The following is a 14,930-nucleotide window of genomic DNA, read 5'->3' on the forward strand; positions in this document are numbered from 1 at the left end:
AGGTGTCCTATTAAAAGTCCATAGAATTACTTCTCTTTTAAAACCCCTGCTGCCACTAAGTTATTCAAAGCTCCTTTATTCTTGAAACGGAAATAACCGCTCAATCGATTCAAGTCTTTTTGAGTCAGAAGAGAATAATCTGCAACCAATTCATATTGGTCTTCTAATTTGGCAAGCAAGGTTTTAGCGAATTCGATTTGTTTAGCAGTTAGCAATTTATCTTCTTTATTTTCGTTTATTGTTGGGGCTGGTTTTGGCGGTTCTGGGATTTGAATCGTTTCATTGATTTCAGAAGTGTATTTTCCTTCTTTGATCCAGGCAATATCATCTTTGCTCAAAGAAAACCATTCGCCTTCTAACCGCTGATCGGCGAAATGCCTGTGAAAGGCGACTTCTGTTTGGTGATGGTTACCGGTTTTGATTAAATAGATAAGTTTGTTTTCAAAAGGGAGTTTCACGCCGAAAACGTTCATTCTCTTTTCAACATTTTTGGTTTTGCCAATTTTAAAAGATCCGTTCATGTACTCCTGGACAAAATATACATAACCTGGAGCCTTGCCTGGAAGATCAGGTGATGCCAGGACTTTTTCAAGTTCGTATTGATTCGATTCAAAGAGGTATATTTTATTTGATTGGGCAACCGGTGGAGTGTTCGCAGTACTGGAAGCAGTGCTGCTGGAGAGCAGTTTATTTAAAAGATTTTTAATCATTACTTGGTGGTCCTCCTCTAAAATAATTTTAAAAAATCAATGTTATTTTGATTATAACTTAAATGGTAATATGTTACTATTGGATTATTAGTGTTAGGTCTTAATAATTAATAATTTTCCTTAGAATTGTTAATGGTGATAGAATTATTAAAGAAATTATTTAAGAAAGAAGGGAAAGGTCCATGCCAAAATTAGCTGAGAACCTAAAATTATTCAGAGAAAAGAATAAGTTGACCCAACAGCTCGTTTCGCAGCATTTGAAAATCACAAAAGCCGTGTACGTTAAATATGAAGCGGGAAGTGCGGAGCCGAATCTTAAACTTCTAATGAAGATGGCAGACTTGTATAGTGTTTCCCTTGATGAGTTAACCGGCAGACAGTTTATGCCGAACGGCAAAGTGATCGATCAGCTACTTATGAAGAAAGAAATAACGAAAGAAATGAACAAAGAAATCAACAGCATGGTAAAACAAATTGCCAATGAATTTATCCAAAGCAAGGAAGCGGATATTGTGAGAAGAGTAAAATTGAAGTTTGGTTTGAATTAAGAAGAGATAAGAATAGAAACAAAAACTGATAGGAATTTTAAAAATTTATAAGCTAAATATATTTTAAATAAGCACCTTTTTTTATTGATTTAAGTTAAATGTGTAATAAGGCATTGGCAATAATCCTATGGATTTATTGGCAATGCCTTTTGCCTTTCGCTGGCGAAAAGCCGGTATCATTAAAATCTTTATCGACGTTCTACAATTCACATAGTACAAATTGAAAACTTCTCCTGACTGCAAAAACTATAGTGTCGACTGAACCTGCGCTAAGATTCCCACATGATTATTCACCGGCAGTTAAGGGTAATCTCTCCTTATAAGAGGAACTGCCGAGCAGTCCGATAAATACAGAAAAAAAGGAGAATGATGATGGAGATTTTAAAGCGCTTCAGAGACATTATGGCAAGCAATATTCATGCAATGCTGGATCAAGCGGAGGATCCGGAGAAAATGATTGACCAGTATTTGCGTGATTTGAACAGCGACTTTGGGAAAGTGAAATCGGAGACGGCTGCAATTATGGCGGCTGAGAAGCGGGAGCGCCGGGAACTGGCGGAGCTGCAAAAAGAAATCGACGATATGCAGCGCTACGCAGTGAAAGCGCTGGAAGCGCAAAACGAAGACGATGCCCGGAAGTTCCTTCAACGCAAAGCGGAACTGACGGAAAAGGAAAAGACGATGCAGACGTCTGTGGAACTGGCAGCAACCAACACCGCACAGATGCGCCAAATGCACGACAAACTGGAATCGGATATCGGGGAGCTGGAATCGCGCCGTGCTGAACTGAAAGGGAAAGCATCTGTCGCGAAGACGCAAAAACGCATGAACAACTTGAATTCTTCTGTGAGCAGCACAGGTGAGCGGATTTCCGCGTTCGATAAAATGGAAGAGAAGATCAACCAGCAGCTTGATGAAGCAATGGCCATGTCAGAGCTGAATAAAAGTTCAGGCACCGATATCAAAGATTTGGCCGCGAAATACGAGACCGATACGAATGTGGACAGTGAACTGGAATCGCTTAAAGGTGGAATCAATGTGGACGATGAGCTGGAGGCGCTGAAATCCCAGCTTAGTAAAGGCGAATAATGGCTACGAAGAGGAAAATGATTTCCTGCATGCAGAAGGGAGAGAGCGGGATTGGTTGTTCAGTATAAATGCCCCAATTGCGGATCGGATATGGCGTTTGACGCGGATTCGGGCACATTGTCCTGCCCCAGCTGTGGAAGACAAGATAATATTGAAACGTTTCCAGAAGAGAATATCCAGCAGAAGTTTGAAATGGATGAAGCAAAAGAATACCATTGCGAAAACTGCGGTGCCGTAATTCTGACAGAAGCCAGTACAACAGCCACCCATTGCAGTTTCTGCGGCGCGCCGGTTGTGCTATCGGACCGGCTTACGGGTGAGTTCGCCCCCGCGAAAGTCATTCCTTTCACGATCACTAAAGAAGAAGCTGTCGCCGCTTTTAAGAAATGGACGCGGAACGGCCGGTTGACGCCGAGAGGCTTCATGAATGGTGACCGGATCAAGAAAATGACTGGGATGTATGTGCCGTTCTGGCTTTATGATATTGATGGAACTGCTGAAGTGGCGGCGATCGGGACGCGCGTGCATCAATACCAGCGAGGCGATACCATCTACACGGAGACGGACTTTTACGATGTGTACCGGGGAATCGATCTCAGTTACCTTAAAGTGCCAGCGGATGCGTCGGAAAAAATGGACGATGAATTGATGGACAAGCTAGAACCTTATGATTACCAGGAGCTTAAGGATTTTAAGATGCCCTATCTCGCCGGGTATTTGGCGGAAAAATACGATTACGACGATGAGGTTTTATTCTCAAGAGTGGAATCGAAAATCGTGCCGTACATCGATGCGTATATTAATGGCACGATTTCGGGCTACTCGACCGTCAGTTATACCAATAAACAAATTCAGGCGAATAAAAAAAATGTCTACTATACGTTATTCCCTGTGTGGATGGTGTACTACGACTTTGAAAACAAGGAACACACCTTTGCGATGAATGGACAGACCGGGAAAGTGGTCGGCAAGCCGCCGATCAGCGGAGGCAAAGTAGCCGCCTGGTTCACTGCCATCGCTGCAGGCACTTTCGCAGTGATGAAAGCCATTTCGTATGTCATAGGAGGTGTTCTTTGGTGAGATTATGGAATCTAAAAGCACCGGTTTTGTTTCTGTTGATGGTTTTTACAATATTAACTGGTGGACTGGTGGTTTCAGCCCAGACCGACCAGCATGTTTATGATAACGCGGGCTTGCTAAGTGAAGCGGACATAAGGGAACTTGAAACCCTTGCAGCAGAGCACAGCCAAAAACACGGAGCCGATTTTCTGTTTTTGACCACTTCGAACATGGGTGGTTTGCCTATTACTACATATATGGGCGATTTTTTTGACCAATGGGCAGTAGAAAACAATCAGGAAAATGCAGTCTTGCTGACAATCGATATCGGGACGCGGCAAGTCTACCTCGCCGGTTTCGGGACAGCGGAAACGTCGCTTGATAATCAACGGGTCGATATGGTGCTCGACCGCATCATGCCATTTATGCGGAGCGGCGATTACGGCGGCGCGTTCCGTGAGACAGTGACGACAGCAAGCCGCTATATGGAATACCGGCCAGGCGTAAATCCAGAGAACATTTTCTTGAAAACCTGGTTTCAGGCGGCGGTATCTTTGCTGCTTGGCGGCGTCATTGTCGGCTCGATGGTCTTAAACGCAGGCGGACGTGTCACGACAACAGCCCGCACTTACTTTGACGGCAACAATACGCGGGTGAGAAGCCAACGGGACCAATTCCGGAATAAGACCGTATCGCGGCGCAGAATTCCGAAAAGCAATAGCGGCGGCGGTGGTTTCGGCGGTGGCGGTTCAACTGGAGGCGGACGTTCCTTCAGCGGAGGCGGCCGCAATTTCTAAACGCTAATCGAATTAAAGGAAGGAATGAACAATATGGCCTTTTTCGGCAATCAATTTTCAGATGTAGTGGAATGGGACGAATTCAGAGAAGATATGATTTTCTGGAAGTGGACCAACCAGGAAATCAAAAAAGGCAGTAAGCTGATCATCCGTCCCGGACAGGATGCCGTTTTCCTGAATAACGGTAAAATCGAAGGGATTTTTGAAGACGACGGCGAGTATGACATCGAATCCGAAATTGTGCCGTTCTTATCGACGTTAAAAGGATTCCGTTTCGGTTTCAACTCCGGCATGCGGGTTGAAGTGCTGTTTGTAAATACCAAAGAGTTCGTCGTAAGATGGGGCACGAAAAACCCCATCAATATTCCGGCGCCTCAGCTGCCAGGCGGCATGCCAATCCGGGCGAATGGCACTTTCCAGTTTAAAGTGAATGACTATATGGCATTGATCGATAAAATTGCGGGCATCCGGGACAGCTATTTGGTGGATGAAGTAAAGATCCGGATTACCGCAATTCTCGATCAGCTCCTGATGAAATGGATCACCAAAGAAGGCAAGAATATGTTCAATCTGCAGGCCAACGCCCATGAAATTGGCGCTGGCATACAAGATGACTTGAATATGGAATTGATGGATGATGGCATGAAAATCACCGGCTTCCAGGTTATGAGCTTCAACTATCCGCAGGAAATCCAGGATATGATCAACAAAAGCGCTTCCCACGGCATGGTGGGCGACATTTCGAAATACCAGCAAATCTCCGTTGCGGATGCGATGGGCAAATCTTCCGGTTCCAATACCGCGTCCGACATGGCCGGCATGATGATGGGGATGAATATCGCCAAAGAAATGATGGACAATCAAAAAGGAAGCGGTTCGGAAAATCAGGCCGCTGCAGGCACTCAAACCTCACAAGCAGCGGACGGCGATGCAGCAGCACCGAATTTCTGTCCGAATTGCGGCCAGAAAAACGAAGGTGCGAAGTTCTGCCCGAATTGCGGGCAAAAATTAGTTTAATCGAAAAGCCCATCAAGCAGGTAAAACGATTTCCTGCTTGATGGGCTTTTTTTATTCATATTCCAGCTAGGGCTAGTTCCCGCATTAATGCGCCATCATCTCATGCGCAATCGTATGCCCATCCATAGTAGAAGGATAATAAGTCGGCCAGTTTACGACTTCATCCAGCAAAGCTTGGCGGTCATTGCCCCAATACAGGTGGTAATGGGAGGCTGCGGTTGGAAAGATGCTATGGTCACTGAATTGGATGAACTTTGGAAGACCTGTTGTTTCTTCCTCTAACTTAAAGGTAAAGCGAACGCCTCGATTGCCTGCTTCGTATGTAAGGATTTCATAGCCGTCATAGACATACTTGCCTGAAAGTTCTTCACCGTTTTGGACGAACGTGACAATATCTTCTTTAATAATGATTCGGTCGACGTCTGTCTTATAGCCAGTGGTGTAATATTCTTTGTATTCTTCAGCAGTCATTTTGTCTGAATGCGAAGCTTTATCGGCAAACACTTCATCAAGTTCTCCGCTTTTTAAGTATGGATATACTGACTGCCAATACCCAGCCCAATCGGATAGAGGACGGTCTTTTACTTGGCTGTCTTCAAAAAATCCATCATAGATTTTCTGGGTTGCTTCGTCAAGCTCATGGCTATGAACAGAGGCATGGTCATGCTCGTGCTCATGGCTGCTTTCCTCTGAATGGCTTTCCGTTGCTTGTTCCTGTGTTTCAGCGGAATTGGCAGAAATGCTTGAAGCAGATGTGGTTTCTTGTTCAGCCTCAGCTAGTTTTGCAGATTGACAACCAGCCGCCAGCAAGGAACTGATTGACAAGATGGCTATGCCTTTACTTAATGAATTTTTCATTATTAACACTCCTTTTAAATAGTAATGATTACACTTTATGATTATACAGATAAACACTTGTTTCTGTAAAAATAAAAATATTATGAATTTATCTATCCGATTTTTAATACGATTGCCGCTTTTTTCATTCAATCAAAATACTTTGTAAAATAAATGGGGAACATTATGATAATCATGGCTTCGAATGGTTCCTTATACACAAAAAAATATTACTGCATGCATGACTAAATTATGATTCTCCAAAAACTTCTTAGAATTCCGTTTATAAATTGTTAGCAAGGGAACATTACTGTATCAATATATGTAGATTTGAACTCACTGTTTAAAGATATTTTAAAATACCAAAAGTATTTTAGAAAATAAAACAGTAAACGCTTTAAGATCAATTAATAGGGAGGGGTTAGAAGGACCATACTTATTGCAGATATAAATCTAGGAGAAATATATTGTGCGGCGACATAAGAAAATTAATCTTAGAACTGTTGCAAGAACTGACTGGTGGAAATGAATAATGCGCAGCAGCATTAATACATAAGAAATATCGGATTTCCGCCACTTTCCATGAGGCGGATTTAAAAATGCTATTCAGCTGAACAGCCAAACGACAGCAAAATAGTTGGATTGGAAAACGCCGAACAGGAGCGTTTAGAGATGAAGTTATATTGGCACTAAATTTAATGAAGTATCACCGAAAAGCCGGTATACGAAGGAGGGCACATGGAGAATTTTGTAGATTGGATGAATGGAATCGTTTGGAGTTCGGCATTAGTCTACCTTTTTTTGATAGTAGGGTTGTTTTATACGATTGCAACACGTTTCTTGCAAATAAGGCTTCTCAAGGATATGGTGAAGCTGGTTTTCAAAGGAGATAAATCGAAAGCGGGAGTGTCTTCTTTCCAAGCATTTTCAATGTCACTGGGAAGCAGGGTCGGAACCGGAAATATCGCTGGTGTAGCGACTGCTATCGCATTTGGCGGACCAGGAGCCGTTTTTTGGATGTGGGTTATGGCGATTTTAGGTGGTGCCACTTCGTTTATTGAAATTACACTGACGCAAGTGTACAAACGCAAAGTAAATGGCGAATATCGTGGAGGCACACCTTATTACATAGAAAAAGGATTGAAAGCAAAATGGTTTGCGGTAGTGTTCGCAGCAATCACACTCATTGTCATGGGCGTGCTGTGGCCGGGACTGCAAGCTAATACCATCGCGATCGCAATGGAAAATGCATTCGGAATTGAACCCTACATCACAGGCATTATGGTAGTGGCAATTCTCGGAGTCATTATTTTTGGAGGCGTCAAACGGATTGCTAAAGCCGCTGAAATTATCGTACCTATTATGGCATTCATCTATGTCTTGATGGCTGTGATTATTCTGGTCTTAAACATTACCGAATTGCCTGAAGTCATTTCACTTATCATTTCAAGTGCATTTGGTGCCAATGCGGCGTTTGGAGGAATTGTTGGTTCCGCCATCTCATGGGGGGTTCAGCGGGGAGCATTCTCGAATGCTGCAGGAATCGGCAGTGAAACATTTGATGCAGGCGCTGCAGAAGTATCTCATCCTGCCAAGCAGGGACTTGTTCAATCATTTTCAGTTTATATTGATACCATCCTCATCTGTTCAGCTACAGCCTTTATGATTCTGCTGACTGGCATGTATAATGTTCAACCGGAAGGCGGAGCTCCAATTGTCAATAACCTTGGAGATGCCGAACCGTCTGCCTATACACAATTGGCAGTGGAATCTGTGATACCTGGATTCGGTGCTGCTTTCCTGGCCATAGCGCTGTTCTTCTTTTGTTTCACTACTGCTATGTCTTATTACTATAAAGCAGAAACCTGTTTGGTCTTCATAAGCCGGAATCCGAAAGCTGATTTAACGTGGCCAAAACATGTGTTAAAAGTTGTCTTATTGGCTATGACTTTCTACGGCAGTGTGGCAAGTGCCAAATTTGCTTGGGCATTAGGAGACCTTGGGATGGGCAGTATGGCTTGGCTGAACTTTGTTGCCATTTTACTCCTTACAAAGCCTGCTTTAAAAGTATTGAGAGACTACGAAAAACAGAAAAAAGAAGGGAAAGACCCTGTTTTCGATCCATTAAAATTGGGGTTTAAAGACGCAGACTTCTGGGTGAAAGAGTATGACGAATCTGAAGTCTATGAACTGGATAAAGGAAAAGTAGAATCCGTTTAAAGTAAAAGAGGCGGAAATGTAAATTTGAAAAGCTGTCCTTGACGCTGATTTGGGACTGCATAAAGGAAAGGCGTTTCCACTGCTCATAAGAGTAAGAGGAAACGCTTTTGCTTTGCTGTAAAGTAGCTGTACAAAATCAATAAGCATAATATTATAGTTCTATAAAAATAAGTTCTTATATTTAGAGAAATAAAACTTGCGTTCCGTCCATATTGTCCCCTATAATTTGAAACATTATGCCAGAACTTTAAAAGGCCGAACGGAATTACAGATGGCCTTTTTTGATTTTCATTGATGTTGAATTTACTGAAGAATGGAGACTGATTTATGGACAAACTTTATAGTTTGATAATTATTTTTGCAGGATCGGTGCTGCTTGGATTTGCCTTCAATATGTTTTTACTGCCGCATGAAATTTTATCAGGCGGCGTCACAGGGCTAGCGATGATTTTTGGTTTGCTGACACCAGTCAATACCGGAATCTGGCTATTTGTCCTAAACGTTCCGGTCTTTATACTGGGATGGTTCAAATTAGGCAAGGTGTTTATCTTTAATAGCATTTTTTCGGTGGCAGTGACATCGATTTCCATGCAGTATATTCCGGTCATGAAAGTGACGGAAGATGTATTGCTATCATCTGTATTTGGAGGAGTTCTTGTCGGTGCTGGTGCTGGTTTCATCATCCGTTTCTACGGTTCAGGCGGTGGTTTTGATATTATCGGCCTGCTTTTGACGATGAAGCGCGACATTCCGCTTGGCTTTTTAATCTTCGCTCTTAACAGCCTTGTTATTTTTGCATCGGGCTTCATCTTTTCATGGGAACTTGCGATGTATACGATGGCTTCGATTTACATCACTGGATTGGTCATTGACCGGATCCACACACGCCATATCAAGCTGGCCTTGATGGTGGTGACGAGCAAAGGAGACGACGTCAAAAAGAAACTGCTTGAGAATCTGTATCGTGGCATTACTGTGACGGACGGTGAAGGCGCTTATTCGGGCAATAAAGTCAAAGTGCTCTACAGCGTTATCTCACGCTATGAACTTGCTTATGTCCGGCCGCTGATCAAAGCAGTCGACCCAAACGCTTTTGTCAGCATCAGCGAGACGATGGAAGTTATGGGTAATTTCCGGAAGACTGATAATTTCAAGAAGACGCCGGGAACGGGCGGCTCTTTATAAGGAATAACGTTTGAGGTATTTAAATAAGTATAGCGGCAAAGCCTTCAAGAATTACTAATCTTGAGGGCTTTTTCATGCTTTTTTCGTTCTAAGAAGGCACCTGAAAAGTTACTTATTAGTATTAGCGTATAACGCCAATCAATAGATCTTCTATATATGGCGAAAATAAAAACACGAAAAAACGAGTCGCTTAATATGCGTCAAGAAAACTTGCATTCCTGCTACACAAACCTCTATAATTTGTTACATTGTGCCACAGCCACGGAAGGTCGAAGCGGAATATGCGCGATCTTTTTTTATGGCTTTTTTAGGCAATGAGCAAAAGAAAGAACGGAGAATTATGTATGGATAAACTTTACAGCGCGCTAGTCATTTTCGCAGGATCGGTGCTGCTTGGATTTGCGTTTAATATGTTATTGCTGCCGCATGAAATTTTATCAGGCGGTATTACAGGGATTGCCATGATTTTCAGTTTGATGACCCCCGTCAATGCCGGAATCTGGCTGTTTGTTTTGAACATCCCGATTTTGATCATAGGCTGGATGAAACTGGGGAAGATGTTTATTTTCAATAGCATTTACTCGGTCGTAGTGACATCGGTTTCGATGCTATACATTCCGGTGATGAAAGTGACAGAAGATGCACTATTGTCTTCGGTATTCGGTGGAGTTCTTGTGGGAGTGGGTGTCGGATTCATCATCCGGTCCTATGGTTCGACAGGCGGCTTTGACGTAGTCGGCCTTCTTTTGACGATGAAGCGCGATATCCCGCTTGGTTTTTTAGTATTTGTCCTCAATAGCCTAGTGGTTTTCGTGTCCGGGTTCATCTTTACATGGGAACTCGCGATGTATACAATGGCATCAATCTATATTACAGGCCTTGTTGTTGACCGGATTCACACCCGCCATATCAAGCTCGGCTTAATGGTGGTCACGAACAAAGGCGAAGCTGTTAAAAAGCAATTGCTTGAGAATCTGTACCGCGGCATTACTGTAACGGACGGTGAAGGCGCTTATTCAGGAAACAAAGTAAAAGTCCTTTATAGTGTAATTTCGCGTTACGAACTTGCATATGTCAGACCGCTTATTAAAGCGGTCGATCCGGACGCTTTTGTCAGCATCAGCGAGACGATGGAGGTCATGGGCAATTTCCGAAAAGACGAGAATTTTAAGAAGACGCCGGAAATGAATGGCCAATTGTAAGCAACTATGCTGAAAATAGCCGGATGAACATAACGAAAAGCTCTCCAGATCCCAGCGGCTGGAGAGCTTTTTTGGCTGAAAATATATATGTCTGAATTATTAGATTTGTTGTTTTCATTTCTAATAAAAGGGGTTATGATGAAGTTAAAAAGGAGGAGTTAAGATGGAACCAACCTTTGGTCTTGTGCCCTTGCTCGTACTTGCCGCCATAGCAGTTGTTCTCATCATGACGTATTTCATCTTCCACAATTGGGCAAAATGAAGAACACGACCGAAAGAGCCGCATCCGTCATGCGGCTTTTTTGCATAGCGTGCATGGATTTAAATTCAAGACGATTATATTCCAGGTAAGTTTATAATATTTCGAATACTCTATTGATTAATTTTGAAAGCGCTCTTATAATATGAATAAAATCATATGTGCTAACGTGGAACAATTGTAAAAATGATGACAGCCAACAAAAAGGAGGGACAACAATGATGGTTCGCTGCAGCATCAAGCATATGAAACTAGGAGGAGTGGACGATGAAGCTGGATGAAGAATTGGTCATTATTGAAATGGAAGCCAATTCAAAAGAAGAAGTGCTGACCAAATTGGGCAATCAGCTGCTCAAGAAAGGGTTCGTCAAAGAAAAGTTTGTCGAAAGCATCCTTCAGCGGGAAAAAACCTTTCCTACGGGATTGCCCACTGTGCCATTCGGTGTTGCAATTCCCCATACAGACGGCAATATGGTGAACGAGTCGAAAATAGCTTTTGCTACTTTAAAAAAACCGGTGAAGTTCGTTGCAATGGGGCAAGGAGACCAATTGGTCGACGTAAAGCTGGTATTTTTGCTTGCCTTGAAACATCCGTCCGGCCAATTAGAGATGTTGCAGAAATTAGTGGGGCTTTTTCAAAATCCGGATACGGTGTCGAGATTGGCTGCCGTTAAAAATGTAGACGAATTAAATGAGCTGGTCGGAGACAAATCGTAGAAACAGCGCAGCAGCTGAACTTTAATCTAAAAAATTCAAACTGTACTTTTTATTAATCCATTCAAGCTGCAATACTCTGCCACAATATATTAATTTGAGGAGGAGATTTGATGGAATTTCTACAATGGTTTGTGGATCTCGGAGCTACGGTTCTCCTGCCGATTTTAATTTTTATCTTTGCGCTGGTGCTGGGGACTAAGCCAGGCCGAGCTCTTCGTGCAGGGATTATCGTCGGAATCGGGTTTGTAGGGATCAACTTGGTCATTGGCTTGCTGGTGGATAGTTTAGGCCCTGCTGCCCAAGCGATGGTCGATAATTTCGGATTTAACTTAAATACAATTGACGTCGGCTGGCCGGCAGCTGCAGCCATTTCTTACGGGACATCGTTAGGCAGTTTAGCGATTCCACTGGGCGTCGGTGTAAATATTCTCTTATTGACTTTCGGGTTGACCAAAACGCTGAACGTCGATATCTGGAATTTCTGGCATGTCGCTTTTACAGGCTCTTTGGTTTATGCGCTGACTTCAGATTTTTGGCTGGGCATACTCACCATTATCGTTCATTTGATGCTGTTGTATTTAATGGCGGACGTTCTGGCGAAGTATATTGAGAGATTCTATGGATTTCAAAACATCACGTTTCCGCACGGTACATCGGCACCATCGGCATTTGTCGCCTTGCCGATGAACTGGGTTTTCGACCGGATTCCAGGATTCAACAAACTGGAAGCTGACCCGGAATCCATTCAGAAAAGACTTGGCATCCTGGGTGATTCAACGATAATCGGTGTCGTCATCGGGATTTTGATCGGGATTCTGGCAGGCTACGATGTGCCGGGAATTCTGCAGCTGGCAATTCAGACAGGTGCCGTCATGGTACTTTTGCCAAGAATGGTGGCTCTTTTGATGGAAGGTTTAATCCCGGTATCGGAAGCAGCAGGTGCTTTCGTTAAAAAGCGTTTCCCGGGAAGAGATTTGTATATCGGCATGGACAGTGCCTTGGCGATCGGTCACCCTGCGGTATTGTCTTCCGCTTTGCTGCTCATTCCGATTACGATTTTCCTGGCGGTGCTGTTGCCTGGAAACTCCGTTCTGCCGTTTGCCGATTTGGCATCGATTCCGTTCTTGATCTGTTTGATGGTGCCGATATTCAGAGGGAACATTGTGCGAACCGTTATCGGGGGAACTATCTATATTGGGGTAGGCTTGTATATCGCCACTTGGATTGCCCCGCTATTTACAGAAGCGGCCATTGCCTCGAACTTCGATATGGGAGAGAACTCCAGCATTTCTTCATTGATTGACGGAGCGGTTTGGACAACATTCCTATTCGTATGGATTCCGAAAATACTCAGCTGGTATGGCATGGGAGCCTTAGGGCTGTTGACGCTTTTCGGTTTGATTTATCAAAATAAGATCAAGCCGAACCGGACAAGAGCCAAAGAAGGACGAACAGATGAAACAGAAGAAGATGATAGCTTAGAAGGGAAGGAAGCATAAATGAAGAAATTATTGATTATGTGCGGAACGGGAATTGCCACTTCAACAGTGGTAAAAGGAAAAGTGGAAGAATGGCTGAAAGCGAATAATTTAAGCCAGGAAGTTAAGATTTACCAGTCGAAAGTCAGTGATGAAATAAATCGAATCGATGAGTACGACGTTATTTTGTCCACTACATTGGTGCCGGACAAAATAAAAGACAAAGTGATTGACGGCGTGCCGCTCTTGACCGGCATCGGGATTGACAGCATGTACGAAAAAGTTCTGGCGGAGATCAAACGTTAATGCTTCTTGTGAATAAGGCTGAGCCACCTGTGTATAGCGGGTGGCTTTTGTCGTTTACAGTTAAATCAAAGGGTTATAGAACGCGTGCTATTTTGGGATTTAAGGCTTTCTATTGAATTTATCCTATAAATGCTTAAACCTTTTAACCGAGTACTGTATAGTTAGTTACGTATTCTACTGAAAGGTGTTAAAAGATATGCTACATAATCCGACAGGAAAAAAACGAATTGGGCTAGCCTTGCTTCTCAGCATGCTCGGAATTCTGGCACCCTTAAATATTGATATGTATTTGCCAAGTTTCCCATTGATTGCTGAAGAGTTAAATGCCCATGTGTCACTGGTTCAAATGAGTTTGACAGCCTGTCTGATTGGTTTGGCGGTTGGCCAAATCATTATTGGGCCATTGAGCGATTCGCAAGGCAGACGGAAACCGTTGATCATCTCGATTTTCTTATTTGCGCTATCATCTCTGCTTTGTGCAATAGCACCGACGATCGAGCTCTTGATCATAGGCCGTTTTTTACAAGGGTTGACAGCCGCAGGAGGCGTTGCCCTTTCCAAAGCAGTGGTCAGTGATGTTTTCACCGGCAGGGAAATGACGAAGTTTTTTGCATTGTTGATGGTTATCAATGCAGTAGCCCCAATGGCAGCACCGATTGCTGGTGGCGCCATCCTGGCATTGCCATTTGCAGGTTGGGAATCCATCTTTTACTTTTTAGGGTTTCTTGGATTAGTAATGGCGGTAATCATCATCTTTCGTCTCCCGGAAACACTCCCCAAGGAAGAGCGCATGCCAAGTTCACTTGGAGCTTCTGTCCGCACGATGGGCAGTTTGATGAAAACCCGGCCTTTCATCGGCTATGCATTGGTGGCTGGAATGATCCACGGCGGCAGTTTTGCTTATGTAGCCGGAACACCTTTTGTTTATCAGGAAATCTATGGAGTTACCCCTCAAACCTTTGGCTTGCTATTCGGCATTAACGGCATCGCCATGATTCTCGGGAGCTATATCATCGGCAAGTTCGGCGGCATTGTTTCTGAACATCGTCTGCTGCAAGGAGCAGTTTTTCTGGCATCCGGAGCTACATTCCTGCTGCTGATCATGACCATTGTCGAAGGGCCGCTCGCTTCCATCGTCACGCTGATTTTTATTTACATGATTGCAGTCGGAATGACATTTACGAGTTCCTTTACCCTGGCTATGCACGGCCAAGGGCATAGGGCAGGAAGCGCCAGTGCAGTAGTAGGCATGCTGCCGCTGGTGATCGGCTCATTGGTTTCACCGCTTGTTGGCATCAACGAAACGTCTGCTGTCCCGATGGGCGCTATCCTGTTCGGCTCATCCGTTCTGGGGCTGATTGTTTTCTTCACATTGACGGGAAAGAAAGCAACTGTATAGTGCGAGATCTTATAAGGAATTAAATTAAAAACAGAAGCTGAAGAGAAATCTTCAGCTTCTGTTTCTTTATATCAGTCAAACCACTTGTGTTTCAGCTTGAAATTTGA

14 protein-coding genes are annotated in these 14,930 nt (G+C 43.5%); 12 read left to right on the forward strand and 2 right to left on the reverse strand.

Annotated elements, in window-relative coordinates; all coding sequences use genetic code 11:
* Positions 1 to 26 precede the first annotated feature (26 nt).
* Positions 27 to 710, reverse strand: coding sequence for a GIY-YIG nuclease family protein (locus QWY16_RS04225; RefSeq protein WP_300991652.1), 684 nt, complete (start codon positions 708 to 710; stop codon positions 27 to 29).
* A gap of 182 nt (positions 711 to 892) precedes the next feature.
* Between QWY16_RS04225 and QWY16_RS04230 the strand changes: the two genes are divergently transcribed.
* The 5 genes from QWY16_RS04230 to QWY16_RS04250 all read left to right on the forward strand — a co-directional run bounded on the left by QWY16_RS04230 (position 893) and on the right by QWY16_RS04250 (position 5,220).
* Entirely contained in the window at positions 893 to 1,258 is a 366-nt protein-coding gene (locus QWY16_RS04230; protein ID WP_300991653.1) for a helix-turn-helix domain-containing protein, read from the forward strand.
* A gap of 372 nt (positions 1,259 to 1,630) precedes the next feature.
* A complete protein-coding gene (locus QWY16_RS04235) occupies positions 1,631 to 2,347 on the forward strand; it encodes a PspA/IM30 family protein (protein WP_300993274.1) in 717 nt (238 codons plus the stop codon).
* A gap of 51 nt (positions 2,348 to 2,398) precedes the next feature.
* Positions 2,399 to 3,427, forward strand: a complete 1,029-nt coding sequence (locus tag QWY16_RS04240; protein ID WP_300991654.1) for a TFIIB-type zinc ribbon-containing protein — start codon at positions 2,399 to 2,401, stop codon at positions 3,425 to 3,427.
* On the forward strand, positions 3,424 to 4,203 hold the full coding sequence (locus QWY16_RS04245) for a TPM domain-containing protein (protein ID WP_300991655.1): 780 nt from the start codon (positions 3,424 to 3,426) through the stop codon (positions 4,201 to 4,203). Before QWY16_RS04240 ends, QWY16_RS04245 begins: the two co-directional genes overlap by 4 nt.
* A 33-nt stretch (positions 4,204 to 4,236) precedes the next feature.
* Positions 4,237 to 5,220, forward strand: a complete 984-nt coding sequence (locus QWY16_RS04250; protein WP_300993276.1) for an SPFH domain-containing protein — start codon at positions 4,237 to 4,239, stop codon at positions 5,218 to 5,220.
* Between the two features lie 84 nt (positions 5,221 to 5,304).
* Here QWY16_RS04250 and QWY16_RS04255 read toward each other — a convergent pair whose 3' ends face one another.
* On the reverse strand, positions 5,305 to 6,078 hold the full coding sequence (locus QWY16_RS04255) for a metal-binding protein ZinT (RefSeq protein WP_300991656.1): 774 nt from the start codon (positions 6,076 to 6,078) through the stop codon (positions 5,305 to 5,307).
* 717 nt (positions 6,079 to 6,795) lie between these two features.
* Between QWY16_RS04255 and QWY16_RS04260 the strand changes: the two genes are divergently transcribed.
* The 7 genes from QWY16_RS04260 to QWY16_RS04290 all read left to right on the forward strand — a co-directional run bounded on the left by QWY16_RS04260 (position 6,796) and on the right by QWY16_RS04290 (position 14,823).
* Positions 6,796 to 8,277 carry an alanine/glycine:cation symporter family protein gene (locus QWY16_RS04260; RefSeq protein WP_300991657.1) on the forward strand — a complete coding sequence of 494 codons (1,482 nt, stop codon included), beginning with the start codon at positions 6,796 to 6,798 and terminating at the stop codon, positions 8,275 to 8,277.
* Between the two features lie 327 nt (positions 8,278 to 8,604).
* Positions 8,605 to 9,462: a YitT family protein gene (locus QWY16_RS04265; protein WP_300991658.1), complete on the forward strand. Its 858-nt coding sequence runs from the start codon at positions 8,605 to 8,607 to the stop codon at positions 9,460 to 9,462.
* A gap of 344 nt (positions 9,463 to 9,806) precedes the next feature.
* Positions 9,807 to 10,664 (forward strand): YitT family protein, encoded by an 858-nt coding sequence (locus QWY16_RS04270; protein WP_300991659.1) that lies wholly within the window; start codon positions 9,807 to 9,809, stop codon positions 10,662 to 10,664.
* 526 nt (positions 10,665 to 11,190) lie between these two features.
* Positions 11,191 to 11,640, forward strand: a complete 450-nt coding sequence (locus tag QWY16_RS04275) for a PTS sugar transporter subunit IIA (RefSeq protein ID WP_300991660.1) — start codon at positions 11,191 to 11,193, stop codon at positions 11,638 to 11,640.
* 110 nt (positions 11,641 to 11,750) lie between these two features.
* On the forward strand, positions 11,751 to 13,139 hold the full coding sequence (locus tag QWY16_RS04280) for a PTS galactitol transporter subunit IIC (protein WP_300991661.1): 1,389 nt from the start codon (positions 11,751 to 11,753) through the stop codon (positions 13,137 to 13,139).
* A complete protein-coding gene (locus tag QWY16_RS04285) occupies positions 13,140 to 13,424 on the forward strand; it encodes a PTS sugar transporter subunit IIB (protein ID WP_300991662.1) in 285 nt (94 codons plus the stop codon).
* 196 nt (positions 13,425 to 13,620) lie between these two features.
* The gene (locus tag QWY16_RS04290) at positions 13,621 to 14,823 is read left to right on the forward strand and encodes a Bcr/CflA family efflux MFS transporter (RefSeq protein ID WP_300991663.1); all 1,203 of its coding nucleotides are present in this window, start codon (positions 13,621 to 13,623) and stop codon (positions 14,821 to 14,823) included.
* The last annotated feature ends 107 nt before the right edge of the window (positions 14,824 to 14,930 follow it).

The organism is Planococcus shenhongbingii, assembly GCF_030413635.1.
GTDB classification, from domain to species: Bacteria; Bacillota; Bacilli; order Bacillales_A; family Planococcaceae; genus Planococcus; species Planococcus shenhongbingii.